Genomic DNA, 26,514 nt, shown 5'->3' with positions numbered 1-26,514 from the left:
GTGATAGACCGATACCATTATCCAACCTACTCAGCAAGGCTGACGGGTCAATACAATTGTAATCGCTAAGGTGATGACAGGGTCATGTTGACGTCGTGAGCGTCGCCAACTGGCGTGCCCGTCTGATTTGCAAGCGCGTGAAGGTGAACAAATCGATGCGGCCATGATCACTCAGCCATCATATGAGTGGATTCTCTTCGGGCACGGGGGCGATCCCATAAACATTTGGAAATTCATAGCTGTGTCCAGCCGTTCTCCATACCGGCTCCTGAAGCGGTCAACTTTATCGAAAACTTCATAGAATGGAGAATCACCTCACCGGAACTGGTCAATACTTGGCATATCCCCCACGCTGACTTCGATCACCGTCGGTACACTCGTCGTTGTAATGGCGCGACGTAATGCGAACCGCAGTCCTTCGGGAGAGTCCGTTCGGAACGCTTGTGCACCAAAGCTTTCCGACAAACGGCAGAAATTTGGATTTCGAAGATCAGTTGCTATAATTCTACCGCCGTAGTCGTTGACTTGCATCTGTTGGACATTTCCAAAACAGTTGTTATTGAAAAGCAGAACGATCAAAGGAATCTTATGCTGTACAGCAGTGGCTAGTTCTTGAACGGCAAACATGAACCCGCCGTCCCCCGTAATAGAAACCACTGGCACGTTAGGCTTTGCAACCTTCACTCCGAGCGCAGTCGGAAATCCATATCCAAGTGTTCCCTGATAGCCGGTAGATATGTAAGTGCGGGGACTGAACACGGGATAAACGATGCGACTCGCAAAGCCAACCTGAGTTAATTCGTCTACAAATATTCCATGTTCACCTATTTCTTCACGGATAACCTTCAGATAGCTCAATTGTGGTTCGAGCACTGCTGAACGCGCTTCCCATGCGGCTTTGACTTCCATCAATGCAGTTTCACGTGGACTTCGAACTGCATTGTATTTTTCAAGCCTTCTCAGCAAGAGTGGCAAGGCTTGCTCTGCCCGAGCCGTAATTTCGCATTTCGGCGTGAAAAATCTACGATGGGTGGTCGGGTCAACGTCAATGCGAATAATATCCGGCCGATGTGTCCGAATCCATTTTTTGCCTGGGATTCGCATGTTGGTACCGATGGCCAAAACAACATCAGTTTTTCTCCAAAGATCCTTCGCGGCGGGCAGGTGAAGGGAGAGATAGCTACGGGCATCCACAACCCCCATGCCGGTACGATATGCCACGACCGGTGCCTGTAAGACCTCCGCTAACTGCCGGACCAGTGTGCTCGCGCCTTGCGCACCGCTTCCGACAAATATCATTGGAGCAACTGAGGCACCTAGCACTTTGGCGACCTCATCGAGAGCGTCCTCGTCCAGAGGAGGTTCATAGGGAGTGCGTAGTTTGAGTTGGGGATCGGCGGGAGCCGTGCTGGCCAACACGTCCATTGGAATCTCCAGTCCAACTGGTCGAGGTCGACCCGAAAGCATCTGGTGAAAGGCTTCGCCGATCAAGATCGGAATCTCCGATGGAGTGTTAGCAGTTGCTACCCATTTGCTAAGGGAACGCAAGATTGAGAGCTGATCATTGATTTCATGCAATTCCCCCCAACCCCTTCCTATTGCAGTTGAGTTTATCTGACCGGTCAAACACATCAGCTTTGCGTTAAGTGCGTACGCCGTCGAGATCGCGGCGGTTGAATTGAGAAGGCCGGGCCCCGGAACAACGTTGAATACCGTGGGCAAATCGCTGACCAGAGCATGACCGAGTCCCATATATGCCGCGCCTTGCTCATGTCGAGTGTGAATTATCCGGAATTTTTCTCGATGATCGTAAAATGCATTATAGAGCCAATCGTTCTGCATGCCAGGTAGGCCGAATACCGTCCTTATTCCGAGGTTATGCAAAGAAAGAACTGCTGCCTCACCACCCGTCATAGCTCTCATAGTCTTCAGCCCTCCAGAAGCGTATCTAATAAAGCGAGTAATCTCGTGTTGTCACGTGGTGCACCGACCGTGATTCTTATGCAGTGCGGCAGATCGAACGCGGGACGTACCAGCACCCCGTGCCCAACCAAGAGCCCCGCCAGTTCCTCAGCGTTGAAGCCTTTGGGACAGCGAACCATGAGAAAGTTTGCCTGGCTTGGTGTAACCTCCAGATTCAGGGCTTTCAGCCCGGTCGCGAGCCTGCGCCGCTCGGCATGGTTGTTATCGACGGTGCGCTGCAAATGAACCCTATCCCCCAAAGCGGCAATTGCAGCCTCCATTCCTGCTGTGCTTAGGTGAAAATTTCGTTTCCGCTTCTTCACCTTCCGTGCTATCCGTTGCGGCGCGATCCCATAACCGATTCGCATACCAGCCAAGCCATAAGCCTTGGAAAAACTATGAACGATCACGACATTTTGGTCATCGAGGACATGCCGTATAGCGTCAGGAAGGCCTTCTTCCGTAGCAAATTGATAATACACCTCGTCATAAATTACGGTGACATAATCCGGAATTTTATCCAACATCGCACCCAACACATTTTCCCCAAACCAGGTCCCGGTCGGATTATTTGGATTACAAAGATATAGCAGCCTGGTATCCTTGTTTATCTTGCGCAGGATTGCATCGACGTCCAAGCGGAAATCTGGTCTAATAAGAGGCACTCTGTCTATCTCGCATCCCTTACTTGCAAGAGATCTTGAGTATTCACTAAAGCACGGCGGACATATGATGGCACGTTGACCAGGATTAATCAGCGCATCTTCCACTAAAGACAGTACCTCGACACCGCTGTTTGCCGAGAAAAATTGCGCGCTTGTAAGGCCTCTACCATGAAACGCAGCTAGGGCATCGCAAAGCATGTTGTCGGTGCGTTCTGGATAGCGATTGGCCGAGGCAATTGCTAGTTTCGCGGCATCAACTGCTTTGGGTGATGGACCAAATGGGTTTTCGTTTGAGGAGAGTTTCGTAATCTTCATTCTTTCTTCGTCCGCCATCATTTCATCAATTCACAAATAGCCCTGCATTTGATTATGCTACCCTAACAATTGGCTATTTCTCGCAACCTTAAACGAGGGGGGTGTTTAAAAATCCACTGCAGAATTTCATTTTGAAATTTTCAAATATTTACCATTGAACAATGATGAAATAGGACATATTTCATCATTTCGGCGCCGGATACCCGATAACGACCCGGAAGAGTTGACAAATTTTGCCTCCGCAGACTTGAACTTGCCCGTCGATAATTAATGAGCATTATGTTCACGGAAGTGCCTTGTGCATGCCGCGCGTCCAAACGATATTTGGTTTGTCTGCTTGATGACGGATAAGTTCAAGCTCAATGCAGAATACCGCCCAACATACGGCAAAGAATATGGCGGGCCATAATCAACGAGGATTGCTCAATTTGGCACCCCTTGTTTGCGGCGATGCTGGATACCGCTACACTTCCTTATCCCATGCCGCCTCGGAATGCACTTAAAGTTCTTTACTGCCTAGCTTGACCCTAGCCGCCTTCTTTTCAAGCCACCTTTTTTATTGTAATTGCTCCGTGCGAGGTCGGTAAAATGATCAGTTTTCAAGACGCCATGAAGTTCTTTCATGGAACGAACTCTTACTGATATTTGTACAGGCTATCTTCGTCAGGATAGCCGTACGCGCGAACCCTGATGACCTTGAGATTCGATATTGTAGTTGCCTAGATCACAGGTCGGCGGTCAGGCGTCGATAGGCCGAGCATTCCCGCCGCTCAAGTCCTAGAGCGCTCACTGTTGAACAAGACGCGTTGAAGTGCCACAAACCCCTTACACGTTGCAAATGAAATTCCAAAAGTAGAGCAGTAAGTGTTGCCCAGCACCGTCTGCTTATGAAGAGCCATAGGTGGCAATTTGGTCCGACCAAAATTTGGTGGGAACCAAAAACAACGCGCGGGGTCCCACGTAATTCTCCAAGAATTACTCGAAGGAATTCCGCACAAAGGTCGTGGCGGAAACGCTGGACCCGGCACACTCACTGTCAGAAGTTCCGCGAGCGCATTGGCCTGGGCGCGAATCTTGCATCGACGTGGCTGCAAGATCATGAACATGCCGCGGCATCCGAGCCGGACGAACTATTCCTGCCCATAGAGAAGGCATCGCCGCGAAAGCCGGAGCCGATTGAATCAGCCAGGCTCGTCATCGAATGTCGACGTGTGCGTGTGAGGTTCGAAGGCAAGCCCGAGCCAGACGTCCTGCAGCTCGTGCTGCCGACCCTGTTGGGAGGGGCTCGGTGATGTGGGCCTTCCAACTGGAACGCGGGTGTGGCTGGCTGCTGGCGTAAGGACATGTGCTCTGGCTTCAACAGCTTGGCCGCGAAGGTGCACACCGTGCTAGAGCGGATCCCGTTTAGCGACTCCGTGTTTGTGTTCCATCGCCGACGAGGCGATCTGGTCAAGCCGCTTTGGTGGATCGGTGATGACATGTGCCTGCTGATGAAACCGCTGCTTGTACGAGGCCGCTTCGTTTGGTCGCGTGCGGTCGGGGGTGTAGTCAGCCCGAGCCAGCCGCAGATCTCAATGCTGCTGGAAGGCATCGACTTGCGACAGCCGGTGCGCACTGCGGAGCCGATCTCGGCATTGTAATTCTGAGTGCCGGCGCGTGGAGTGCTGGCATAACGTCGGCGAAAGCGTACTCGGACGACATCGAAGCGCTCAAGGCCCTGCTGCTGGAGCGCGATGCCCGCATCGAGCATCTGCAATAGGTGGTCGAATCGCAGAAGGCAGCGATAGGCGGTCGCAACGGCTTCAGCCAGGCCTTTGAGGCCATCGACCACGGCAATCAGGATATCCTGATTGGCTCGGTTCTTGAGTTCATTGAAGACCTTGAGCCAAAACTTGGCGCCTTCAGTCTGCTCGACCCACAGGCCCAGCACATCACGTTGACCGTCTGCCTGGATGCCCAATGCCAGATACACGGCCTTATTGCTGACCACGCCGTCAGTGCGGATCTTGACCCGCAACGCGTCGAAGAACACCACTGGGTACATGGCTTCGAGCGGGCGGCTCTGCCACGCGATTGCCTCGGTCATGACTTCATCGGTGACCGAGCTGATGAAGTCAGGGGAGATGATGAAGTCAGGGGAGACCTCGGTTCCGTAGCTCTCAGCCAGGAATGCCTGGACCTCGCGCACGCTCAAGCCGCGCGCGTACATGGCAATAATGCGCTCGTTGAATCCGGTAAAACGCCGTTCATGCTTGGGAATCAAGACCGGCTCAAAGCTGTCATTGCGGTCGCGTGGCAATTCGACCCGCACCGGCCCACGGTCGGTGACGACGGTCTTGCCGGTGAGGCCGTTGCGCGCATTGGACTCTTCGGCCGGCTTGGGCTCGCCTGGCTTATAGCCCAAGTGCATGCTCATCTCGGCGCCCATCGCCCGCTCGATGATGGCATTGTTAAACAGCCAGCATCAGATCCTGGACTCGCTGGGCGCCATCGGCCCTTTAACCAGTTTGTCGAGCAGGCCTTCAGGCAAAGCCGGCAGCGGCCCGCGGGCCGCTGCACGACGGTACAAACTTGCATCGTGCATTTGATCCGCAACAGCCTGGACTACGCCAACTACAAGGACCGCAAGGTGCTGGCGCAGGTGCTGCGGCCAATCTGCAACGTGGCCGGCGAACAAGAGGCCGAACATGTGCTGCAGGACTTCGCCGATGCCCCGTGGGGCGAAAAGCTGCCGATGATCGCGCAGTCGTGGCGACGCGCCTGGGAGCACGTCGCGCCGTTCTTCGTGTTCCCGCCCGAGATACGGCGCGTTGATCTACACCATGAATGCCATCGAAAGCCTGAATATACAGTTGCGCAAGATCTTCAGAACCCGAGGGCACTTCCCTCGAATGAAGCCGCTGTCAAGCTCCTGTGGTTGGCGCTGCGCAACGTGCTGGCCAAGTCGGTTCGTACCCTGACTGAAAGTCCGCCATGAACCAGTTTGCTATTCTGTATGTCGAGCGATTTACTGCGGAACGAGGCTAACAGAATTTAAAACCGCCTCGCACATAAAGAATGCGGACAGGTCCGAGGCCGCCCGCATAAATTCCCGCGCCTCCGAAAGGCATACACGTCCACCGCCGTAACCACGCCTGCACTGAGGGAAAGCCTGTCGGACAAACGGCAAAGGAACGTACGTTGAACAAGCGCTTTCACGTGAGACTACTGCGTCGCCCTCCCAACAGAGCTCGTCTCAATGGCTATCGGCAGGCAGATCGCCGCACGGAGCGAGCGATCACTCATTCGCTCTCGCAAAAACGAATCTCCCGCTTATCCGATTCAAAGTCCTCACGCAAAAACGAAGAGCCGTTTGGCGATTTGACCTTCGATAGGCTCCGCAGTTCGTTCACCGAACAATGTCATAGCTGTAGTCAGTCTCCGAAACAGCAATAGTGCTAGCGTCCAATGCTTCAAAGTATTCATCGAGTAGCGCCATAAGAATGCGAAGACCACCAGCGTATCCCCAAGTGGGGTACCGATGATAGTGGTGACGGTCAAAAATGGGGAACACGAGCCGCACGAGGGGTGTCCCGGCGTCGCGCTCCAAGTATTTTCCGTATGTGTTGCCGATCAGATAGTCCACCGGCTCCGTGAATAACAAAGAGCGCAGGTGCCAGAGGTCACGCTTCGGATAGACTTTGCATCCTGCACCATATGGTGACGCATCGAGCAACGCCTGTACTTTCTCCGCCCAAGCGTCGTTGCCGTTTGTCGATAACACGTGGCTTGGTTCAGCCCCAATCTCGAGGAGAAATTGGGTGTATCCCAGCATCTGGTCCGGGTCCCCATACAATGCGTACCGCTTACCATGGAGGCTTGCCTGACTGTCCGCCATAGCGTCTACGAGTTGACCTCGCTCCTTTTCCAGTTCAGCTGGTATTGGCTTACCGGTCACCCGCGAAATCTCCATAAGGAAATGGTCAGTGCCACCAACGCCAACCGGCGCATTTAAAACCACGACATCCTGACCCTGTTCAGCGATAAACTTACTTGTTCGTTCGCAGCAGAACTCCTGGAAAACGAATGTTGCTTTAGCGTTCAGTGCGCGTTCCACCTCCTCTTTCCTTGTCCCACCTTGATACATTCTGAACACGCCATCCGTAGGTGTGTTCCAGGTTTCCGACGGGTCGCAGATAATGTTCACTTTTACGCCAAACAGATCGAATATTCTCTTGATTTCACGCATGTTTCCGACGACAAAGCCATCAAAGCCGCCGATGAAGTTCACACTGTCGTCAGGCGTTCGGACCAACGGGTTGGACGCCCCTGCCTTACCGCCCCAAAAGTGCTTCAGGATGCCCAGTAGCGCATTGTCATAACCCGTCACGTGACTACCGACAAATGCTGGCGTGTGGGCGAAAGGCACATCGTAATCTTCAGGGACGCTGCCCTTCTGCTTGCTGTTCTTGATGAATGCATCGAGGTCGTCCCCGATCACCTCCGCCATGCATGTTGTGGATACGGCAATCATCTCGGGCTTGTAAAGGTTGTACGCGTTAGCCAGTCCATCAATCATGTTGTTCAGGCCGCCGAAGACCGCCGCATCCTCAGTCATTGAGGAACTCACACACGAAGTCGGCTCCTTGAAATGCCTCGAAAAATGTGAACGGTAGTATGCAACGCAGCCTTGAGAACCATGTACGAATGGAAGTGTCTTGTGAAAGCCGTTTGCTACAAACACGGCTCCAAGCGGCTGACATGCCTTGGCCGGATTCACAGTCAGTGATTCTCTGGCGAAGTTCTTCTTCTTATAGTCTTCTGTCTTAGTCCATTCGGAAAACTCCCTTATCTTTTCTTCAGGATCCTTGAATTCGAACTCTTTCTTATTCTGAAAGAGCGCCCTGTATTCCGGCTCCCGGAAAAGTAATTCATGATCGAGAATTTTGTCAGTCGATTGCGGCATCACTCACTCCTGTATGTAAATAATAAATAACCGTTCGCTAGACGCCAATACGCCGCTGCGATCTCCCTGCTCATGTTCGATCTTTCCACGGCGTCTTCGCGAGGTTCCATACAGGACTTGAGATAGCAATGTCCATATCACGTGCGAATATCGCAAATCCGTCGTAGCCGTGATAAGGGCCTGAGTAATCCCAGCTATGCATTTGGCGGAACGGGACTCCCATTTTCTGAAACACGTACTTCTCTTTGATACCAGAACCGACAAGATCGGGGTGCACCTGGTCTACGAATCTTTCAAATTCGTACCCCGTCACATCATCATAGATGAGCGTGCCATCCTTTACATAATGCGTGGTTCGTTGGTAATCGTCATTGTGTGCAAACTCGTACCCCGTTCCGATGACTTCCATGCCTAGATCCTCGTATGCCCCTACAACGTGCCGCGGGCGTAACCCACCTACAAAGAGCATCACCTTTTTACCTTGCAACCGAGGCTTATATTTCGCAATGACGGCATCAGATACTGCGCGGTATTTAGCGATCACCTTTTCTGCATTTTCCATAATCGCGTCATCAAATCGACTTGCAACTTCACGCAAGCTTTTCTCAATCATTGTCGGACCAAAAAAATTATATTCCACCCACGGAATTCCATACTTTTCTTCCATGTGTCGACTGATGTAGTTCATCGATCGGTAACAATGCAACAAATTCAGCTTCGACCTTGGGGTGTTCTCCAGTTCCGCCAATGTACCGTCACCGGACCATTGTGCGATTACCCGCAAACCCATCTCTTCAAGAAGGATTCGACTTGACCACGCGTCCCCCCCAATGTTGTAGTCGCCGATGATAGCAACGTCATAGGGTGTCGATTCAAGTGCGAGCCGCTTATTGGAGTGAGCATCGAACACAAAGTCGCGGATCGCGTCGTTTGCCAAATGATGACCGAGTGACTGCGACACACCACGGAAACCCTCGCAGCGCACAGGCACGACGGTGTGCCCGCCATACTCCTTACTCTTCTTCTTTGAGACAGCCTCAATGTCGTCTCCGATAAGACCGATCGGACATTCTGTCTGGATCGAAATCCCCTTGTTGAGCGGAAACAGCTGCTGTATCTCATCAATGATCTTGTCAAGCTTCTTGTCACCTCCGAACACTATGTCCTTCTCCTGAAAATCAGAGGTGAACTGCATCGTAACGAACGTATCGATGCCCGTGGTGCCAACGTAGTAATTGCGACGCGATCCCCATGAGTACTGGCCACAGCCAACGGGCCCATGGCTTATATGAATCATGTCCTTGATCGGGCCCCATACCACGCCCTTTGATCCAGCATACGCGCACCCGCGAATCGTCATGACCCCAGGCAGCGACTTGATATTTGACTTCACCCCGCAATCTGGCTTGCCTTCCTCGAATGAACTTAGGTGCTTGGCCCGTCGTTTTCCCATCTTTTCAGGGTAAGCTCGTAGCACTTCGTCAATGAGGGCCTTGTTGGCGGCCTTCCGTTCCTCAACCGTCGTGGTCATCGCGTAATCCATAGGTAATCAACATGCTCGTCCCAATAGCCGCCGTGCGCGCACGGCGGCTGTCGTTCAAACCTGGCTAGGCAGTAAGCTCTGACGCAGTCTTCCCAACTTTTGACTCGTCGATCTGCACCAGAATCCCCTTCGCCATCAAGAGATCCTCCAACTGGTCCATCGTGATTGGCGTCGGAATAACGCCATTTCCACCATTGTTATGGATCTTCTCGGCAAGCGCACGATACTCCCCTGCCTGAGCGCAGTCTGGCGCATACTCAATGACGGTCATTCGACGCAGTTCTGCATGCTGGACTACGTTGTCGCGAGGCACGAAGTGTATCAACTTCGTGCCTAGCATCTCCGCCAGCGATTCAGCTAGCTCAAGTTCCTTGTCCGTTTTTCGCTCGTTACAGATCAACCCACCCAAGCGCACGCCGCCGCTATTTGCGTACTTCAAAATGCCTTTAGAAATGTTGTTTGCCGCGTACATCGCCATCATCTCACCAGACATAACAATGTAGATCTCTTGGGCCTTGTTTTCACGTATTGGCATCGCGAAACCGCCACAGACGACATCGCCGAGCACATCATAGGAAACGTAGTCAACATCATCATACGCGCCGTTCTCTTCCAGGAAGTTGATTGACGTTATAACACCTCTGCCTGCGCAGCCAACCCCCGGTTCAGGCCCCCCCGACTCGACACACCGAATGTCCTTGTAACCAATCTTCATTACGTCATCCAGCTCAAGATCCTCGACAGATCCCGCTTCAGCCGCAAGCGAGAGGATTGTGTCCTGGGCTTTAGCATGCAAAATAAGCCGTGTCGAGTCCGCCTTTGGATCGCACCCAACGATGAGAATCTTCTGCCCGAGGTCGCTCAGCGCCGCTAGCGTGTTCTGCGAGGTAGTCGACTTGCCGATGCCACCTTTACCATAAAAGGCTATTTGCCGAAGGTTAGACATTGTGATACTCCATTTTGAATAGAAAGTGAAGCTAGAAAATCATGGTTTGCAAGGCCACGATCATGTCCTCAGTCTGCGGTGTTTCCCTATGGTCTTCTTCTTTCAAAAGCACGCATCGGCCAGCTCGTGTCCGCGCGACCGCTTTAGCGCAGCTTTCGTGCCATGTCGCTAAGAACTCCAGAAAGCCCGATAAATCGCGGGTTTCCGGAACTCCTGGTGGCCATGACTGTGAACTATGGCCGCGTCGCGATACTGACAAACCGTTCGCGCTTTGTCGAAATACGTCGTTTGGCAACTAACGCGCCCTCGCGTCGCCCCAGTGACCTATCAACTTGAATCATTAAGGCTGGCACGCGTGCGGTGAAATAGAGAAGTGCTTGGCAGATTCACGCTAGCCATCGGGCAATTTCGGAACGTTGAACCGACAAACCCTGTGCCCAGCGGTAATATGGAATACTTTCTGTTTTTTTGAAAATCTATCGCAACTACGTACGGAGAGTCGTCGTAGATTCGAAAGTTCCAGAGAAGAGACACTGAGGTCGACTTAGTTGTCGGTTAGCCAACTTTTAAGCCAACTATGGTTTTCCACGGGAGGCTACTTCCTCACTTATTAAAATTAAATCTTTTCACTTCGCAAATTCCACATTCGAATATTGTGGCATTATGATCACTCATCATTGTATGCCCAATTTTCCGTAAGGATCAGCATATTGGCGTTGCTTGGCTCCGACGTTATAGAAATGCAGACGCCCGTGGATGCGCCAAAATAGACGCGCCGCCCGGCCAATTCAATGACCGGCTTTTCGTATCGCATTTCGAGCTCGCTCACCCGGATTACACGAACATCCGGATAGCAACTTTGCCACTTGGCCGCAACTTCAGGAAGTGATGATTCCTTGCGGATCAATTCAGTTATAATATTGATCTGATCACCAGTGAGTGCCATGTCATTTTCCTCCAGAATCAACTCGTCTAGCTTCGACAGTGACTGGAAGCCTAGTATCTGGCGCCATCTCTGGTAACTGAAACTGCCAACCGTTCGCAAGCTTAACGAGGCCGCCCCACATTTGCTCCTTTGTCATGGAAACTATCGGCTCTTCAAGATCCTTTCTTGGCAAGTATGCTTTTAGTGTACCTGTAATATCCTTTCGAATCATAATTTTCATTTCGGGCCTCCAAAAACGGAGAAACTGGAAGAAAAGTACATGGCAACACCGCGTTACAAAGATTTGTCAGGTTCACCGCCACGCATTGAACGGCGCGTATTGAAAAATTCTCAGGACAAATCACACACATTTTGTCAGAGCCCCGACAAGCATAATCGACTCGTTACGTACAAAAGACCTGCAAGGGCAGCTTACCCGTTTGGTCTGGTCCGCCAAATCTTACCGGCGAATCGATCTTCTCTTGCGAGAACGGCCAATTCCTCTTAGCGGGCAAGGCGCAGGTCCGTCAGGATTCCCTACAACAGCACGCGGAACCTTTTTTTGAAGTACCAGATAATCTATGGACTGATCTTCCACAAGATTTCTCCAGTTTGTGATTGACTCCTCCCTTGGAATTCAGAACGGTCCCGTCAAAATTTTCCCTATCTGTGATGGACGGTGGGCCCGCGATGTGGTCGCCGATAGGCGCGCATACGCCTTCATTTAAGTGGTCCAGCGTGCAGAGTTCTCTTGCGCGCATGCCGACGCGACGATCACTCGCGACGAAGTGAACAGCATAGATGTAGAATCGTTGCAGGAAGGTGTCGATTCTAGTGATGTAGCCAGTATCTCCTTTATTCACGATAACTTCGCCAATGTCTTTCCCAAAAAACGTTCCATCGTTGCGAACCATCGACCGTGCAATTACGCGCTCGCCAACCTCAAAGCTAGGTTCAAACGCTATTTCGACGGTGTCATTTCTCTCAGAGTTGCATAAGACCTGCTTTGGTCCCGACATCGCCTTTCCCCGAGGTCAGTTTCTAAATTAGGCATCCGCAAAGTTGCCCTCCACGCTAGAGGCATGTTCGCACCCCACCGACAATGCCACGCCAACGGGTCCTAGTTCCATATTTTCCAGCAATCCATAGCTTCTCCACCGGTAAAGCTTGAGCCATGACATGAACCAGACCGATAAACAGGCCTTCTAGAAGCGCGCTGTGGCCATGCTAAGCCGGTACTATGCAATCGTCCACGGGGCACACCGACACACACTGCGGAAAGTCGAGTCCCTCGCACATAGTGCACTTCTTAGGATCAATTACCAGCACATCACCTTTCGCCCTAATGGCAACATTTGGGCACTGTGCCTCGCACGCCGAGCAACCGGTGCAGGCTGAGGCAATAATCTTCAGGGCCATAAATACGCTCCTTACAATTTAAAGTACTGTACTACTCCTCCGCGCATGCATGACCTTTGCACGTCAAATGGTCGTTATTGGACTTTTATAGACGCGCTTTGCCGGATCATGCATCGTCGCAATGTTTACGCAACGATGCGCCACCAGCCACACGGCTTGAGTAGTCGTTGAACCAAGATAGTGCTGCGACCTCAACAATCTCTCCCGCGTACTGCTCCACCGACTCGATGCCAGCATCGGCTAGTTCCTTACGCGGACACATACCAATTTTCGCCACAAAAATGGCATGACAATCGTTGATCGCGCGTATCATACGTACTAGTCGTTCATCGTCACCGTAGCCCCCTTGGCAATACAATTCAACTCGGCGGGAACCCACAAAGTGCACGCCAGAAGCACTAACTTCGAAGATTTTTAGTTCAGAAATATTCCCAAAGTGCCCATTCACGCGACCCCGGCCTTTCGTGGCAACGGCGATATTGACCTTCAGTGATCCTGTCGCTTTCCTGCCCTGCGTTAACGCTAGTACTTCCCTCTTTGCCTCACGTTGCGCCATGATCTCAGTCTCCGTGCGGACCCGGTACTCGTGGCGGATGTTTCGGTCATAACCGATATCCATCTGCTCGATACTCTCCAGAGAAAACTCGTCACTGCGATCCTCCCCGAGGAGACCTACCGCGTCCGCTCGGCACTGCCGGCAATGCCGCATCAATTTCACGCCGCCCGAACAAGCTTCCTGTACTGTCCTCAATTCATGGGAGGTAGGTTCGCGTGGTCCGTGCAGGCCAAAGTACGTACCATGCGAGGGGTCGGAGATTAGCGGCATAATGTTGTGAAGGAATGCACCTCGCTCTTTCACAGCGCGGTTTACCTCAATCAGATGTTTATCGTTAATGCCTGGAATCAACACCGAATTGATTTTCGTCAGTACGCCACGTTCTGTTAGCATTTCGAGCCCTCGCATCTGCCGCTCATGCAACACGCCTGCGGCGTCCGTCCCTGTCAATCGGCGACGGTTCCAAAAAATCCACGGGTAAATTCTTGCTCCAATAATCGGATCGATCATGTTGATGGTTATTGTCACATGATCAATATTGTATCGGCAGATGTCATTCACAAAGTCAGGCAACGCGAGGCCATTGGTTGAGAGACATAGTTTGATATCGGGAGCTCGCTCCTTAAGCAAACGAAACGTCTCAAACGTGGTCCCCGGGCTCGCGAGAGAATCACCGGGCCCAGCAACACCCACCACCGTCAATTGCGGTATGCGACTCGCGACAACCATCACTTTCTTCACCGCCTGCTCTGGCGTCAGCTTTCTCGACGTAACGCCAGGTCGCGACTCGTTTGAACAGTCGTACTTGCGGTTACAGTAGTTGCACTGAATGTTGCAGGCGGGCGCAACCGCTACATGCATGCGCGCGTAATGGTGATGCGCTTCCTCTGAGTAGCACGGATGATCTTTTATCTTATCCCACACCCCCGGCAGCATCCCCTCGGCCTCTCCAGACGACTCACACTTCAACACGCTGGCACCAACAGACGCAGTACCGCCGCCCCGTAGAGCGGATGTTCTGCTAGTTGGCATTAGGGGCACAATTCTCTCCTCGCCTCCATAACAGGTAGTCGATGGTAGCGTGCTCGCGCTCGCGCTATCTCGCATAACTCTTTCCTTCTCATCGAGAGTGGGTGGTCATCGTGAAAAAAGCGAAATCCGTGCCATCGCGCATGGAGCGTCTCGACCGGTATGAAGGAGGCCAACATTCGCTTGCGTTCTATAAGAACCGACAGCAGCGAGTTCGTCTCGCGGGTGGGTCGAAGCCAGCTCCAAGCTCACTGCGAAAAGAGAGAGCTAAATTGGCCTACTACGGCTTCCCTCTTCTCGGCACCGGTCAATACCGGTTGAGTTAATAGCAGCTTGTCCGGACAGAGACATTCGCGACACGAAAAGTGTGCGAAGCCCCAATTTTACTGACAGCGTCGCCGCCGCCGCTCCTGAAGATAGCGCTCCAGCTTATTGAACTCGGCTGGCACAACGCTTGCTCGGCCGTCTAGGACCCTATGACGCGCAAAGGCGACTACCGCGATGCTTAAACCGATTATTATCAAGAGAACATTGTGCGGCCCAGAACAGCCCCCAAGGTGCCTTTATCGGATAGAAGAAAATTGTGCGATTTCCGGCATATTCTTGGCTCCGGAAATTCCAGAGTTGCTAACGGGAATCCCTGCAATGGGTGATGAGGAGATAACGTTTATCGACGCTATTGGGGACATGAAACTCAAGCCCGAAACAATAATTTCCCGGTGTTCGACAGACACCGAGCAAACCGCTGCCTTGCGCTGCAAGGCTGAGTTTGTGCAATTGTCCATTTCCGTTTCCGATCTCTATTCGCACCATCTGCGGCTGTCGCGAGCTTGGGTATTATCCCTGATCGCGCGCCTTATCCGGAAGATAGGGAAATGCCACACAGGAATATCTATTTGTATGTTAAGCCTTGGGAGTGCGTACTCCTCGTTCCTTGTGGAAGTCGCGCTGTGCCCGAGCATGTGTGGTGAACAGCGGATCCAATTCTCCAACAAAGTTGGTGCAATTCTCCCGTTTGCGGCCTACGACCTCATTGCAAGGCTGCACGATGCAGTTGATTTGGAGAAAAAAATCTATTTGCAAAATTGTGTCGGTCTCGCTACTGCACATACACTAGCTGCGCTCAACTCCAGCGCCCCACATGTGAACCCAGCAGTAAAAGGCATGGTTCACCCGAAGGGCAAGGCGGCGCTCGAGGAAGTCGTGACGGGTTCACAGCATCTACTTGGGCAGGATACAGGCGTCGATAGAAAAACGCTCGTCCAGATCTCTTCTCTTGTCAAAGATGCGTTTGACCGGACAGTGCCGTCGAACAGAATAAGAACCCGTATAGGCTCCCATCGAGCTAGGAGTTGGAATACACACTCCCGCGTATCCCATTTCGATTCCCGGCTGAGCCGATGCGACAAGCACGATTCGTTGCTGTCTAATACGCGTCCGCACCCAGATTACCAAGATTCGGGAAACTCCGAGGCCGTTTTCCGGGAGCGAGTAGTTAAAAAAATGGTGTTATCTCTGCATCGCGAGCGGCGCTGGAGATATCCAGCAAAGCCCATTATCCCTTTTCCTGGCAACCGTAGGAGGTCCATGTAGCGGTAGCTAATCGGCCCGTTACTCGTCGAAACAGCGCGGTCCGCGTCTATGTACGTCACACGCCGTATTTGAAAACTACTTCCTAGCAGCTTACTTCACCTCGGAGCAAAGATATGCAAGGACACCTCAATCAGCAGCAACACCTCTCTTCAACTGAGGACTTTTTTCGGCATTTTGACATCGCATTCGACGAAACAGTCTTGAACGTTAGCCGTCTACATATCCTGAAACGGTTCTTCCAGTACATCGAGCAACAAGAAGAGCCTTCCTTCGACAACGGCACCGCGCTGTTCGAATTTTATCGCAGCTTGCTCCTCAAAGCGTACAACGATTTCGTCTCGTCAACGCCAGCGGAACAGAAGGTTTTCAGGTGTTTTCGGGAGGCAGAAGGACGAAGGTACGTTAGCCTTGACAACCTTCGCGCTTCACTGGGAAAGCGCGACACCGTCTAACGCGGAGAAGGAACCATGCACATTGTCGTCTGTATCAAGCAAGTCCCCGATTCAGCGCAGATTCGGGTGCATCCGGTCACCAATACAATAATGCGCCAAGGCGTTCCAGCGATCATCAACCCGTACGACCTCTTCTCACTAGAGGAGGCGTTGCGGTTGAAGGACCGCTTCGGCGGACGAGTCACGGCGCTATGCATGGGGCCGCCCCAGGCTGAGGACGCGCTACGCAAGTGCATCAGCTTCGGCGCTGACGAAGCCATACTCATCACCGACCGCGCTTTCGCCGGGGCTGATACGCTTGCAACGTCCTACGCGCTTGCCGCTGCCATCCAACAGATCACGACTCAACAAACAGTGGATATGGTCTTTACCGGTAAGCAGACCATCGATGGCGACACCGCGCAAGTCGGCCCCGGTATCGCGACACGGCTCGGCTTCCAACTCCTGACCTATGTATCAAGGATCGTTGAGACGGATTTAAATAAGCGTTCAATCGTCGTCGAGCGTCGTGCCGAAGGAGGCGTGCAAGTGCTTCAGACCGCGCTGCCTTGTCTCATAACGATGCTTGAGAATACGAACGAATTACGTTTTGCAAAACTCCCCGCGATGATACACGCGGCGGCGTTTCCGATACGCAAATGGAATCGGGAGCAAGCCGGTATCACTGACTTGAATAGGATTGGGCTCAAAGGCTCGCCCACCGTAGTCAGCAAAGTATTCGGCCCAACGCCGAGAGACGAAAAAGGCGAAATTCTGGAAGTGGATGCCGCGAACCTCCAAGAAGTCTCCCACAAACTTGTGCAAAAGATCCTGGCCCGTCATCCAACATTGGAGGCGGACCTGTTAATGAAGAGGTTCTCATGAATTCCTCCGTTGGTTTAGACAACATGCCGAACACCACCGTTAGAAAGAGCAGCAACCGCCACCTTGAGTTACCTGAGCACCTGAAAACTTACAAGGGTGTATGGGTTTTCCTTGAACACGATCAGGGTCAGGTTCATAGCGTGTCGTGGGAACTCCTAGGAGAGGCATACAAGCTCGCCGACAAGCTGGGCAGTGAAGTAGCAATTGTCGCGCTCGGCGGCCCTGAAGAGCCCCTTGAGCAGTTTGCAACCGAAGCATTTGGTTTCGGTGCAAACAAGGCGTATGTGATCCACGATCCGGTGTTGCGGGGGTATCGGAATGAACCATTCACGAAAGGATTGACCGATCTAGTTAGTAAATATCGTCCGGAGATCCTGCTTCTTGGAGCGACCACTATGGGCCGAGATCTTGCCGGCTCTGTGGCAACGACTCTCTCGACGGGGCTGACGGCCGATTGCACTAGCTTGAGCATCGACTCTACCTCGCGCGCTCTTGCGGCCACTCGCCCAACCTTCGGTGGCTCACTTCTTTGTACGATAATGACACTTGCATGCCGGCCTCAGATGGCGACGGTCCGACCGCGCGTAATGGCGATGCCGCCAGTTCAGACCGGCCGTTGCGGACAGATTATTCATGAGCAATTAGGTATGATTGAGTCCGACATCGTGACGAAGTTACTCAATTTCATTACCGATTCAAAAAGCAATCAGATTAATCTTCCTTATGCGGATGTGATTGTAAGTGGGGGAAAGGGACTTAAGAACCCTGAAAACTTCAAGCTGGTCTTCAATCTGGCGCGTGTACTCGGCGGCGAAGTAGGTGCGACTCGCCCCTGCGTGCAAGCTGGCTGGGTCGAAGCCGAGCGCCAAGTGGGGCAAACGGGTAAAACCGTTCGACCAAAACTTTACATCGCCGCAGGAATTTCCGGTGCCATCCAGCATCGCGTCGGGATGGAAAGTTCTGACGTAATCGTGGCCATCAACACCGATGAAAACGCACCAATCTTTGACTACGCGCATTACGGCATCGTAGGAGATGCCATGCAACTACTGCCAGCATTGACTCAAGCTTGCGAGGATCACTTGGCGCAGCATAAGTCCGGACATATGAGGGTAGTCAAATGACCGAACCTTTGCGTTTTGACGTAATTGTCGTTGGCGCAGGACCTGCCGGAAACGCCGCTGCCTACTTGATGGCCAAGGCCGGTCTGAAGGTCCTCCAAGTTGAGCGCGGTGAGTATCCGGGGAGCAAGAACGTTCAGGGAGCGATTCTCTATGCGAATGCCCTGGAACAAGTTATCCCAGATTTTCGCGACGACGCACCGCTCGAGCGGCACATCATTGAGCAACGCATGTGGATGCTCGACGATACGTCATTCGTAGGCACGCACGTACGAAGCGAGGACTACAACAAACCACCGTACAACCGTTACACCATCATCCGCGCTCAATTCGATAAATGGTTCTCATCAAAGGTCCGAGAGGCCGGCGCATTGCTCATTTGCGAGACGACAGTGAATCAACTGATTATGGATGGAGATCAAGTTGTCGGCGTTCACTGCGACCGGGAGGAGGGTGACGTGTATGCGGACATTGTGATTCTCGCAGATGGCGTCAACTCAACGCTCGCCCGAAAGGCAAAATTTCACAGCGAAATTGAAGCGCATAACGTTGCGCTCGCTGTCAAAGAGATTCTCTTTCTTCCCGAGGAGACCATTCGCCAGCGCTTTAACGTTTCAGGAGACGAAGGCGTCGCTATTGAAATGGTGGGCCGCATCACCGATGGCATGACTGGCACGGGCTTTCTTTATACAAACAAAGAGTCCCTGACCATCGGCGTTGGTTGTATGTTAAGTGACTTCAAGAATTCCGCACACCGCATAAGCCCTTATGCGCTGCTGGAAAACATGAAGCACCACCCTTCGATAGCGCCGCTAATTGATGGAGGCGAAATGAAGGAGTACTGTGCACATCTGATTCCCGAAGGTGGCTTCAATACGATTCCACAAGTATATGGCAACGGATGGATGATAGTGGGCGATTCCGGAGGGTTCGTCAACTCCGCACATCGAGAGGGGTCTAACCTAGCAATGACGACAGGCCGCCTTGCTGCTGAAACGGCAATACTCGCAAAAGCCATGGGTCGTGGCTACCGCTCCGAGGTGCTTTCGGCGTACAAGCGCGCGCTCGATAGGAGCTTCGTGATAAAGGATTTACACAAATATCGCCACATGCCAGAGATCCTCCGACAGAACCCCCAGTTCTTTACGACGTATCCTGACCTGATCGCATTCGCAGCACGTACGATGATTACCGTTGACGGCATCGATAAGACGACGAAAAAACATGAAATCATCGGAAAGTTTAGAAAGAGCCGGACCCTGCCTGGTCTTCTTGGCGACGCGTACAAACTATGGAGGGCATTTCGATGATAAACGTGACAGTCAACATCGAAGAAAAGCTATATCAAAACCGCTATCGCGTGGATGTAGGTAGGCCACATATCCATATCAAGAACGCGGAAGTATGCGCCAATAACTGTGCCGACAAAAGCTGCACCTACATCTGCCCAGCTTCTTGCTATCGCAGTGAGACCAACGGGGCCGTTACGCTCATTACCGACGGCTGCCTCGAATGCGGCAGTTGCCGCATTCTCTGCACTGACCACCGTAACGTCGAATGGGAATACCCGCGAGGCGGTCATGGTATCCAGTTCAAGTTCGGCTGAGGCCACGGCGCAATGAAATGAGCGGTGTTGACCATACTGCTCCCCCCTATTTACAAACAATCTCAGAACGCCTTTCCCTAAGCTGATGTTGCCTACCGTCTTGGACGTTAAGCCAAGGGGCCTTCTGTAGGACTGCTTTTTTATGATGTACGTGCGCCCAATTCATTGTCTCCATTCCGGCAGTCATCGCATCGGCTTGGAAGCAAGAAAATCATCCGGAGCCTCACCTTGCAGGAGAGAGGAATGAACCTCATTACCGATATCGAATTGGCCGAATTTTTTGGCAGCACTGCCACTCCCCCGGCCATCCAGTTGATTAATACAATTCCGGAGGGCGGAAATGACAATGCGGAGGTCATCTTATGGACGACAGTTCTTTCGTTCCCCACCTGCTTGCCACCGTACTATATGCTGTATAAGTTACAAGCAAGCCGCGGTGAGCTTCGAAAAGCGCAGGAGGTGGCAGACAAAGCCCTGGTGGCTGCTGCGCGCCAGGCGTCCATCAACATTGATTGGCGTGCGGTATGGCCCGGCGACGCTGATTTCACTATTTCAGGCCCTGCTCGCTTCTGGCTCTTTACCCTGAAAGCCCAGGCGTTATTTAGTATACGGCTCGGCGAGCATGCCATGGCGCTCCAACTGATGAACAAACTTCGCTGGCTGGACCCCAACAACAGCATCGGTTTAGATATCGTTGATTCCTTGCTCGCTCGTTCGCCATTAAGATAGCGCCAGCCGATATTAGTCACCTTATCCTTTTATATGACCAGGCCCTGACAGTCCTCTACTTGTAAAGATCGTTTTTTCATCATTCAGGCCCAAAACAGTCTCCGAAACTGGGGCAAATGCTGCAGCTCGGAGCCCTGCACACGTAAAACGCATCGCGTTCACATAGCTGTTTGTAGAGGAACTTTTTCCACTTCATTCCATGTACGTTCTTTTCGGCAAGCATGGGAAACCAGTACCTCAGAACCTCTGACAGCTCGGCCCGGGATGGAAGGCGTAAGTTTTGCCAGAGATGTTTGTCTTTCAAACACGCGGAGGCCAATGCATGAGAAACACAGCGCACCTCGATAGGTGTACCGGCACTCGGATCAGCGTGTGCCTCAAGCAAGGTTACGAGTTCTTCGACCTCGTCAAAACACATCTGGTCTTGCGCGGTTGCCTCCCTGTTTAGCTGCAAAGATAACGCATACTCGGCACCTGGAAACCAGTGTGCAAGCAACCATCTTGTTTCATTGGCATCAAGTCCTATTATGGGGAGGCCATGTACGTTTCCCTCCTCGAAAGTTGAAGAAATGGCGCCAGCAAGGGTCAGCACCGTGCAGTCATTGGCATCTACCGCGTGACGCATTAGCGTACTGTGGAAATTCATCTTCGTCATAACTAAGGCCTAGGCAGGCGCGTGCGTGTAGCATTTTTTTGGACAAATCTTCGCGCACGCAGTGCAACCTATGCAATACTCGCGATGCAAGATAGTCATAACCTTCTTTTCAAACTCCTCCTCATTTTCTTTCTCCCCCTCAAGAGAAATCTGGCTGCCATCCTCGCTCACCCCAACAAGTTGAAGGACACCGCGCGAACACACACGAAAACATCGCCCACACCCGATACAATTTTGATGATCGATAGAACTTACAAAGTTTGGCGTCCAGATCGCGCCACTTGGTAGCACTACAGTAAAGTTGTCACTCACGTTGCATTCTCGCGATATTCACTTGTAAGCCAAGCCGGCGGTTTTCCGCGCCTCCATCAACGCGGCGTGGATTTCGTGGCAGCGTCTGGCAACGACTAAAATTTGCTCCCAACTAGCCGGCAAGTCTTCGGATAGGTCGTGTAGATCCATCTTGGCTTGCACCGCAAGCGTGTTCAATCTTTTCAAACGAGCTTTTGTTGCCTCAGGGTCGTTTATCCTGTCTTCGCTGTCAGCTTCAGTACTGAAGGGTATTTGTGGCGGAGGGTAGTCTTTCTCTTTGAGGTAGGCGCGATCATTCGCTAACCGGTCGCCCGCGCCGAAATCGTATGACGTGCCCAGATCCTTCTTGATCACCTTCCTTAACCACGGAGGCGGCGTTCCCTTCAACACCTCCTGCAGCTTTCTGAGGATCGTTTCAATCGGCTCCGCCTTTGCCACCTTGATAGGGTGGATCTTCAGCGCAACCACGCGCGCGGCTCCGGCACCTCCAATTGCGGCGACGTACAGTATCGCGCAGTCATGGATTGCTTCAAGCCTTTGACCCAGCTTCGCTTCGTTATCATGATTTTGTGGCGTGTCGCTGAAATCGAAAGCCTGGATGAACCTGTGCGCGGCCGCTGTCACGTCGTAGACGAGTATATGCTTGGCCCACCCGAAGTGTGCGTCAACATGCTCCTTATCTTGCGTGGCGAATGCGATTTTCATGTGTCGTCTCCTGTAGAATCACATAGTGGCTGGACGAAACCTCGACATTAGATCACCGGGGTTTCCGCAGTGCGATGGGTATTGATCGTGGGTAGGGGCCAATCCGTCGGTGCGCGGAACTGGATTCGCTCAAGCATCAGATTTGCAATCTCGAAAATCAGGTCCATCGTCCCTCGATATCCTATCTGACATCGATGTGCGTTTCCGACGCGGTCGAATACGGGAAAGCCTACGCGCATCAGCGGCTTGCCGAGTCGCGCAGCCATTTGACGGCCATGCGAATGAGTGATTAGCACATCGCAATTGCCGGCCGCACGTTCCATGTCTTCCAAGTCGCCCAGCACTACTTCGCTTGCGGGCAATAGAGCGTGCGCTGGAGATGTGGTCGTGCTGACGCAGACTGATAGTTCTGCCCCTAGTTCGTGCAGCAGCGACCCAACCGAAAGGAGCATGTCCGGATCTGCACCGATCGCAACCTTTATACCCCCCGTATAGAAGTGACTATCCAGCATTGCATCCAGAAGTTGATTACGCTGCCGACGGTACTTTTCTGGAATGGCTCGCCCTGACAACTGCGCGAGAAGTCGCAATAATCGATCGTTAGGTTCCAGACCCGTGAGACGTTCGAAGATTTCGAATGGCGTCCCAACAATTTCCTGTAACGCTCGCGCACCAGCACGAGTTTGCTCTCCAATGCCGATTGTGAAAGAAGATGCCCCAGCAGCGCGGATTTGTTCGAGCGTGGTTCCGCCCTGCGTTATGCCCCGCCATTCTGAATCAAGGTGGCCATCGAGCGAACCGGAAATATCCGGGAGGACTATTGGGTCTAGGCCAAATGACTCAACTATCACCCGTAGTTCTTCAACATCACGCGGCGACAAATGGCTCCCCGGCAACACGCTAATCTGTCGATAAATAGCAGGCAGCGGCTTTACCAACGCCATGACAATCTCCACCACAGCTTTGCTGTAGCCGTCTTCGAAGGCGCCAACATAATCTGGCGTCGAGACGTACACAATTTCGGTATCGATCAGTTCTGGATTACCTTTGCGTATAGCTCTTAAATGACCATCGAGATCCTCGCCATTGATCTCTGTGAGACCTGTTGAACAGACCACAATTATTCTCGGCGCCTCGCGCTTACGGATGTTAAGCAATGCCGTCTCGACATTATCGTATCCCCCTAAAACCGCAGAGATTTCATCCATTGCGGTAGTCCGCAGCGGGATTGCTTCCTTGAAATGTCGCGTCAGCAACACCAAGGCAAACGACGCGCAACCTTGTGAGCCATGCAACACGGGCATACAAGCGTCGAGCCCCATAGCCGCAAAGCTGGCGCCGAGTGGCTGGCTAGTTTTTAACGGGTTTACCGCGCAGGCTTTTTCAGATTGGATCACGATAGCCATAATGGTCTCCTCACCTTCCTAGACCGCCGCCACGCATGAAGATGTGCTTCCCGGATTCTGTGGCGGCTTAGTATTCCTAGTACATTAGCTGTGGCGCGAATCTATTTACCAGGCGACTTCACCTCCGTTAGTCCACGGCGCTGGGATGCGCACCTGTTGCCACACCGGGTTGTAAATAGTACGCTCTATCTCACGGACCAACTCCACGATCCCTTCATACCCGGCATACGGATGATGACGTTCTTGATTTACGTCAAGCCAAGGCATAAGCGCCTTCAATGCGATAAACTGTGAGCGGCCCCCAGACAGCATGATGTCGGCCTTCGCATCGTGCAATAGCTTGTACATCTCGCGCGCCGTCATGTTGTCGAACATGAGCGCGTCCTGTCCGAGGATCCCCTTGATTCTTTCTTTGTCTTCCTTGGTACTCTTCTTCACGCTTGTGCCAATAATTTCTAAGCCGGCCTCCTGCAACGCAGCCACAACTGACCATGATTTCACGCCACCTGTGATTAGCAGCGCCCGTTTACCTTCAAGACGTGCCCGGTACGTGGCAATCCGCTCCCATGCCCGCTCCTCCTGAGCTTGAATCAGGCGTTCGGTACGGTCTATCAGTTTTCCAGATGCCCCTCGCTGCACCAACAGACTCGCGATCTGGCGGAGAGCATTGCTTGTGTCGCCAATTCCGTAGAATGAGCACTCAAGGTAGGGAATTCCATAACGCTTTTGCATTTTAGTTGCCACGTGGACCATGGACTTCGAACAGACCACCATGTTCGCTTTGGCCCGATGCGCGCTCGCAATATCGCTGTACCGACCATCGCCAGTTATACACGACAAAAGACGGATGCCAAGTTCGTCAAAGAGCGGCTTTACCTGCCATAACTCGCCTGACAGGTTGTACTCGCCAATTACGTTGATGTCTGTGGGGGTTGTGTATGCAGGCTCACGGGTACCTATCACATAATTCAAAAGCGCCTCGCCGCCAAGCTTATTGCCGACGTTCTTTGATCCAGCGAACCCTGGCGCGTGCACCGGTATAACTGGTCTACTGAATTTATCTGAAGCCTGCTTGCAAACTGCATCTATGTCATCGCCGATTAACGCAGTAACGCACGTCAGATAAACAAAGACCGCAGGTGGATTGTACTTTTCAATGATCTCGCGCACGCTGCGGAATAGACGTCGTTCACCGCCGTAGATCACGTCGAACTCATTGATGTCAGTCGTGAAGCCAGTACGATAGAGCGTCGGCCCTGATGAGGCCGCGTGGCGGTTGTCCCAAGAGTTGCCTTCGCATGCGATTGGTCCATGCACGAGGTGCGCCACGTCAGCCACAGGCTGAAGCGCAATTTTCGCCCCGTCGAAAGCGCAACCCCCAGCGGCCGCCCCCGGTGAAAGCTGCTTTGAGCAGCCCTGCTTTCGCCGCTCCTCGCTCTTAGCCCGGTTCTTCGCACAATTCGGTTGGTCAAAAAGATCGGCGCCCCTCGCCTTTCGCGACATAACGACTCCATACACTCTGAGGTTCGCGAAGGTCAGCAAGTTGCGTACCATCATCGCAGCCGTGCATTTTCCATTATGCAGTCCTACGCGGACGCTGGCGCAATTGTCGTAGATGGCCGCTCCCGTGGCAAAGTTGGAATCGGTCCCGACACTATGCAGTTCCTCGAGGGTAGACTCATTTGCGTTGAATTGTCACAAATTTTTGTTATAGGCCCTCCATGTCAGGATAGTTGTCGCCCCGCCGCCTTTCGATAAAGGACAATGGAGGGCGGAAGCGTTTGGAGAATGAAACGCTATGGAGACGGCACCCCTGAGCGAAGCGGAGCTGTCCGAATACTGCCGCAGGAAGGGCATTCAGCCAGAACAGATCCGGCAGTGGCGTGCTGCCTGTGAACAGGCGAATGCCAAGGCGCCGCCCAGGGCAGGCATGGCACAGCTGCGCGAGGAAGCAGTCGCGAAGAAGCGAATCCGCGACCTGGAGCGTGAGCTGAAGCGCAAGGACGCCGCGCTGGCGGAAACGGCAGCGCTGCTGGTGCTAAGAAAAAAAGCCGAGGCGATCTGGGGAAGGGACGAGGAGGACTGATCAACGTCTCGGATCGCCGCGAAGCCATTGCGTTGATCGATGAAGCGTTAAGGAGCGGCGCGCGCCAGGCCCTCGCGTGCGAGGAACTGGGCCTGAACGAGCGCACCTTGCAGCGCTGGCGCCATACGCCTGAGGATAGACGGCCGGGCGCGCAGCGTGCGGTGCCGGCCAACAAGCTCAGCGAGGCCGAGCGCGAGGCCGTGCTGGCGGCGGCCAACGAGCCCGGCTGCGAGGGTCTGACGCCGCACCAGATCGTACCCAGGCTGGCCGACGAAGGCCGCTACCTGGCCTCGGAATCGACCTTCTACCGCTTGCTCAAGGCCGCCGGCCAGGCGCGCCGGCGCGGGCGCGGCCACGAAGCCAAGCCGCGTGCGTTGACCACCCACCGAGCCGACGGCCCCAACCAGGTGTGGTGCTGGGATATCACGTGGATGCCCACGACGGTGAAAGGTCGGTTCTTCTACTGGTACATGATCCAGGACATCTACAGCCGCAAGCTGGTAGTCAACGAGGTGCACGAGAGCGAATCGGCCAACCATGCCAGCGAACTGCTGTCGCTGGGCTGTTTGCGCGAGAGGACCGCCGGCCGGCCGCTGGTGCTGGTGCTGCATTCGGACAACGGCAGCGTCATGAAAGGAGGGACGATGCTGGCGATGATGGGTTACCTGGGCGTGCAGCCC

Annotated in this window: 24 protein-coding genes and 3 pseudogenes; 10 read left to right on the top strand and 17 right to left on the bottom strand. The window is 53.0% G+C overall.

Translation table 11 applies throughout. The features are described 5' to 3' along the window. Window positions 1–315: 315 nt before the first annotated feature. The 3 genes and pseudogenes from CBM2588_RS29050 to CBM2588_RS29035 form a co-directional block, all read right to left on the bottom strand. Complete coding sequence (locus CBM2588_RS29050) at window positions 316–1,914, bottom strand: thiamine pyrophosphate-dependent enzyme (protein WP_115683823.1); 1,599 nt, start codon at window positions 1,912–1,914, stop codon at window positions 316–318. 14 nt (window positions 1,915–1,928) lie between these two features. Beyond that, window positions 1,929–2,963, bottom strand: a complete 1,035-nt coding sequence (locus CBM2588_RS29045) for a pyridoxal phosphate-dependent aminotransferase (protein WP_115683822.1) — start codon at window positions 2,961–2,963, stop codon at window positions 1,929–1,931. 1,762 nt (window positions 2,964–4,725) lie between these two features. Beyond that, window positions 4,726–5,526 (bottom strand): annotated as a pseudogene (locus tag CBM2588_RS29035) (IS256 family transposase); the annotation flags it as partial. Between CBM2588_RS29035 and CBM2588_RS29030 the strand changes: the two are divergent. Beyond that, a pseudogene (locus CBM2588_RS29030) lies at window positions 5,500–5,919 on the top strand (transposase); the annotation flags it as partial. The pseudogenes CBM2588_RS29035 and CBM2588_RS29030 sit on opposite strands and share 27 nt — an antisense overlap. A gap of 411 nt (window positions 5,920–6,330) precedes the next feature. On the opposite strand, the gene nifK reads toward CBM2588_RS29030, so the two are convergent. The 8 genes from nifK to nifB all read right to left on the bottom strand — a co-directional run bounded on the left by nifK (window position 6,331) and on the right by nifB (window position 14,383). Continuing rightward, complete coding sequence (nifK, locus tag CBM2588_RS29025; RefSeq protein WP_115683820.1) at window positions 6,331–7,887, bottom strand: nitrogenase molybdenum-iron protein subunit beta; 1,557 nt, start codon at window positions 7,885–7,887, stop codon at window positions 6,331–6,333. 70 nt (window positions 7,888–7,957) lie between these two features. Further along, window positions 7,958–9,418, bottom strand: a complete 1,461-nt coding sequence (gene nifD / locus CBM2588_RS29020) for a nitrogenase molybdenum-iron protein alpha chain (RefSeq protein WP_115684023.1) — start codon at window positions 9,416–9,418, stop codon at window positions 7,958–7,960. A 76-nt stretch (window positions 9,419–9,494) separates the two neighbouring features. Then, the gene (nifH, locus tag CBM2588_RS29015; RefSeq protein WP_115683819.1) at window positions 9,495–10,376 is read right to left on the bottom strand and encodes a nitrogenase iron protein; all 882 of its coding nucleotides are present in this window, start codon (window positions 10,374–10,376) and stop codon (window positions 9,495–9,497) included. A 667-nt stretch (window positions 10,377–11,043) separates the two neighbouring features. Continuing rightward, window positions 11,044–11,322: a hypothetical protein gene (locus tag CBM2588_RS29010; protein ID WP_115683818.1), complete on the bottom strand. Its 279-nt coding sequence runs from the start codon at window positions 11,320–11,322 to the stop codon at window positions 11,044–11,046. Window position 11,323: 1 nt separating this feature from the next. Beyond that, window positions 11,324–11,542 carry a putative nitrogen fixation protein NifT gene (nifT, locus tag CBM2588_RS29005; protein WP_115683817.1) on the bottom strand — a complete coding sequence of 73 codons (219 nt, stop codon included), beginning with the start codon at window positions 11,540–11,542 and terminating at the stop codon, window positions 11,324–11,326. Window positions 11,543–11,828: 286 nt separating this feature from the next. Next, a complete protein-coding gene (locus CBM2588_RS29000; protein WP_115683816.1) occupies window positions 11,829–12,320 on the bottom strand; it encodes a nitrogen fixation protein NifZ in 492 nt (163 codons plus the stop codon). A gap of 208 nt (window positions 12,321–12,528) precedes the next feature. Beyond that, the gene (locus CBM2588_RS28995; protein WP_115683815.1) at window positions 12,529–12,720 is read right to left on the bottom strand and encodes a 4Fe-4S binding protein; all 192 of its coding nucleotides are present in this window, start codon (window positions 12,718–12,720) and stop codon (window positions 12,529–12,531) included. A gap of 106 nt (window positions 12,721–12,826) precedes the next feature. After that, window positions 12,827–14,383 (bottom strand): nitrogenase cofactor biosynthesis protein NifB, encoded by a 1,557-nt coding sequence (gene nifB, locus CBM2588_RS28990; RefSeq protein ID WP_115683814.1) that lies wholly within the window; start codon window positions 14,381–14,383, stop codon window positions 12,827–12,829. A 423-nt stretch (window positions 14,384–14,806) separates the two neighbouring features. Between nifB and CBM2588_RS28985 the strand changes: the two genes are divergently transcribed. From CBM2588_RS28985 to CBM2588_RS28955, 7 genes are all read left to right on the top strand, one after another. After that, window positions 14,807–15,898, top strand: coding sequence for a homocitrate synthase (locus tag CBM2588_RS28985; protein WP_115683813.1), 1,092 nt, complete (start codon window positions 14,807–14,809; stop codon window positions 15,896–15,898). 113 nt (window positions 15,899–16,011) lie between these two features. Next, window positions 16,012–16,350, top strand: a complete 339-nt coding sequence (locus tag CBM2588_RS28980; RefSeq protein WP_115683812.1) for a nitrogenase-stabilizing/protective protein NifW — start codon at window positions 16,012–16,014, stop codon at window positions 16,348–16,350. Window positions 16,351–16,365: 15 nt separating this feature from the next. Beyond that, window positions 16,366–17,214 carry an electron transfer flavoprotein subunit beta/FixA family protein gene (locus CBM2588_RS28975; RefSeq protein ID WP_115683811.1) on the top strand — a complete coding sequence of 283 codons (849 nt, stop codon included), beginning with the start codon at window positions 16,366–16,368 and terminating at the stop codon, window positions 17,212–17,214. Next, complete coding sequence (locus tag CBM2588_RS28970; protein ID WP_115683810.1) at window positions 17,211–18,338, top strand: electron transfer flavoprotein subunit alpha/FixB family protein; 1,128 nt, start codon at window positions 17,211–17,213, stop codon at window positions 18,336–18,338. The genes CBM2588_RS28975 and CBM2588_RS28970 overlap by 4 nt, the downstream gene beginning before the upstream one ends. Beyond that, complete coding sequence (locus tag CBM2588_RS28965) at window positions 18,335–19,645, top strand: FAD-dependent monooxygenase (protein WP_115683809.1); 1,311 nt, start codon at window positions 18,335–18,337, stop codon at window positions 19,643–19,645. The genes CBM2588_RS28970 and CBM2588_RS28965 overlap by 4 nt, the downstream gene beginning before the upstream one ends. Next, the gene (locus tag CBM2588_RS28960) at window positions 19,642–19,941 is read left to right on the top strand and encodes a ferredoxin family protein (protein WP_115683808.1); all 300 of its coding nucleotides are present in this window, start codon (window positions 19,642–19,644) and stop codon (window positions 19,939–19,941) included. Before CBM2588_RS28965 ends, CBM2588_RS28960 begins: the two co-directional genes overlap by 4 nt. 243 nt (window positions 19,942–20,184) lie before the next feature. Further along, complete coding sequence (locus CBM2588_RS28955) at window positions 20,185–20,670, top strand: hypothetical protein (RefSeq protein ID WP_115683807.1); 486 nt, start codon at window positions 20,185–20,187, stop codon at window positions 20,668–20,670. Window positions 20,671–20,749: 79 nt separating this feature from the next. On the opposite strand, the gene CBM2588_RS28950 is transcribed toward CBM2588_RS28955, so the two are convergent. From CBM2588_RS28950 to nifE, 6 genes and pseudogenes are all read right to left on the bottom strand, one after another. Continuing rightward, window positions 20,750–21,316 (bottom strand): nitrogen fixation protein NifQ, encoded by a 567-nt coding sequence (locus CBM2588_RS28950; RefSeq protein ID WP_115684022.1) that lies wholly within the window; start codon window positions 21,314–21,316, stop codon window positions 20,750–20,752. Window positions 21,317–21,334: 18 nt separating this feature from the next. Beyond that, a complete protein-coding gene (gene fdxB, locus CBM2588_RS28945) occupies window positions 21,335–21,637 on the bottom strand; it encodes a ferredoxin III, nif-specific (RefSeq protein ID WP_115683806.1) in 303 nt (100 codons plus the stop codon). Window positions 21,638–21,655: 18 nt separating this feature from the next. Further along, entirely contained in the window at window positions 21,656–21,853 is a 198-nt protein-coding gene (locus tag CBM2588_RS31175) for a CCE_0567 family metalloprotein (RefSeq protein ID WP_269462465.1), read from the bottom strand. Between the two features lie 102 nt (window positions 21,854–21,955). Beyond that, window positions 21,956–22,342: pseudogene (gene nifX, locus CBM2588_RS31170) on the bottom strand (nitrogen fixation protein NifX); the annotation flags it as partial. A gap of 47 nt (window positions 22,343–22,389) precedes the next feature. Beyond that, window positions 22,390–23,748 carry a nitrogenase iron-molybdenum cofactor biosynthesis protein NifN gene (gene nifN / locus CBM2588_RS28935; protein WP_115683804.1) on the bottom strand — a complete coding sequence of 453 codons (1,359 nt, stop codon included), beginning with the start codon at window positions 23,746–23,748 and terminating at the stop codon, window positions 22,390–22,392. Between the two features lie 105 nt (window positions 23,749–23,853). Next, window positions 23,854–25,251 (bottom strand): nitrogenase iron-molybdenum cofactor biosynthesis protein NifE, encoded by a 1,398-nt coding sequence (nifE, locus tag CBM2588_RS28930; protein ID WP_115684021.1) that lies wholly within the window; start codon window positions 25,249–25,251, stop codon window positions 23,854–23,856. Between the two features lie 295 nt (window positions 25,252–25,546). On the opposite strand from nifE, the gene CBM2588_RS28925 reads away from it, so the two are divergent. Beyond that, window positions 25,547–25,834, top strand: a complete 288-nt coding sequence (locus tag CBM2588_RS28925) for a transposase (protein ID WP_231942337.1) — start codon at window positions 25,547–25,549, stop codon at window positions 25,832–25,834. 32 nt (window positions 25,835–25,866) lie between these two features. Then, window positions 25,867–26,514, top strand: a 648-nt coding sequence (locus tag CBM2588_RS28920; RefSeq protein ID WP_172583720.1) for a DDE-type integrase/transposase/recombinase, incomplete at its 3' end; no start/stop codon positions are given.

Origin of the sequence: Cupriavidus taiwanensis (assembly GCF_900250075.1) — a bacterium.
Lineage (GTDB): Bacteria > Pseudomonadota > Gammaproteobacteria > Burkholderiales > Burkholderiaceae > Cupriavidus > Cupriavidus taiwanensis_C.
This window is presented reverse-complemented; position numbering and strand designations above follow the sequence as displayed.

Bases quoted from the DNA above. Each gene is read 5' to 3' on its own strand.
- CBM2588_RS29050 (WP_115683823.1), bottom strand. From the start codon at position 1,914: ATGACGGGTGGTGAGGCAGCAGTTCTTTCTTTGCATAACCTCGGAATA.
- CBM2588_RS29045 (WP_115683822.1), bottom strand. From the start codon at position 2,963: ATGATGGCGGACGAAGAAAGAATGAAGATTACGAAACTCTCCTCAAAC.
- nifK (WP_115683820.1), bottom strand. From the start codon at position 7,887: ATGCCGCAATCGACTGACAAAATTCTCGATCATGAATTACTTTTCCGG.
- nifD (WP_115684023.1), bottom strand. From the start codon at position 9,418: ATGACCACGACGGTTGAGGAACGGAAGGCCGCCAACAAGGCCCTCATT.
- nifH (WP_115683819.1), bottom strand. From the start codon at position 10,376: ATGTCTAACCTTCGGCAAATAGCCTTTTATGGTAAAGGTGGCATCGGC.
- CBM2588_RS29010 (WP_115683818.1), bottom strand. From the start codon at position 11,322: ATGGCACTCACTGGTGATCAGATCAATATTATAACTGAATTGATCCGC.
- nifT (WP_115683817.1), bottom strand. From the start codon at position 11,542: ATGAAAATTATGATTCGAAAGGATATTACAGGTACACTAAAAGCATAC.
- CBM2588_RS29000 (WP_115683816.1), bottom strand. From the start codon at position 12,320: ATGTCGGGACCAAAGCAGGTCTTATGCAACTCTGAGAGAAATGACACC.
- CBM2588_RS28995 (WP_115683815.1), bottom strand. From the start codon at position 12,720: ATGGCCCTGAAGATTATTGCCTCAGCCTGCACCGGTTGCTCGGCGTGC.
- nifB (WP_115683814.1), bottom strand. From the start codon at position 14,383: ATGCGAGATAGCGCGAGCGCGAGCACGCTACCATCGACTACCTGTTAT.
- CBM2588_RS28985 (WP_115683813.1), top strand. From the start codon at position 14,807: ATGCTTAAACCGATTATTATCAAGAGAACATTGTGCGGCCCAGAACAG.
- CBM2588_RS28980 (WP_115683812.1), top strand. From the start codon at position 16,012: ATGCAAGGACACCTCAATCAGCAGCAACACCTCTCTTCAACTGAGGAC.
- CBM2588_RS28975 (WP_115683811.1), top strand. From the start codon at position 16,366: ATGCACATTGTCGTCTGTATCAAGCAAGTCCCCGATTCAGCGCAGATT.
- CBM2588_RS28970 (WP_115683810.1), top strand. From the start codon at position 17,211: ATGAATTCCTCCGTTGGTTTAGACAACATGCCGAACACCACCGTTAGA.
- CBM2588_RS28965 (WP_115683809.1), top strand. From the start codon at position 18,335: ATGACCGAACCTTTGCGTTTTGACGTAATTGTCGTTGGCGCAGGACCT.
- CBM2588_RS28960 (WP_115683808.1), top strand. From the start codon at position 19,642: ATGATAAACGTGACAGTCAACATCGAAGAAAAGCTATATCAAAACCGC.
- CBM2588_RS28955 (WP_115683807.1), top strand. From the start codon at position 20,185: ATGAACCTCATTACCGATATCGAATTGGCCGAATTTTTTGGCAGCACT.
- CBM2588_RS28950 (WP_115684022.1), bottom strand. From the start codon at position 21,316: ATGAATTTCCACAGTACGCTAATGCGTCACGCGGTAGATGCCAATGAC.
- nifN (WP_115683804.1), bottom strand. From the start codon at position 23,748: ATGGCTATCGTGATCCAATCTGAAAAAGCCTGCGCGGTAAACCCGTTA.
- nifE (WP_115684021.1), bottom strand. From the start codon at position 25,251: ATGTCGCGAAAGGCGAGGGGCGCCGATCTTTTTGACCAACCGAATTGT.
- CBM2588_RS28925 (WP_231942337.1), top strand. From the start codon at position 25,547: ATGGAGACGGCACCCCTGAGCGAAGCGGAGCTGTCCGAATACTGCCGC.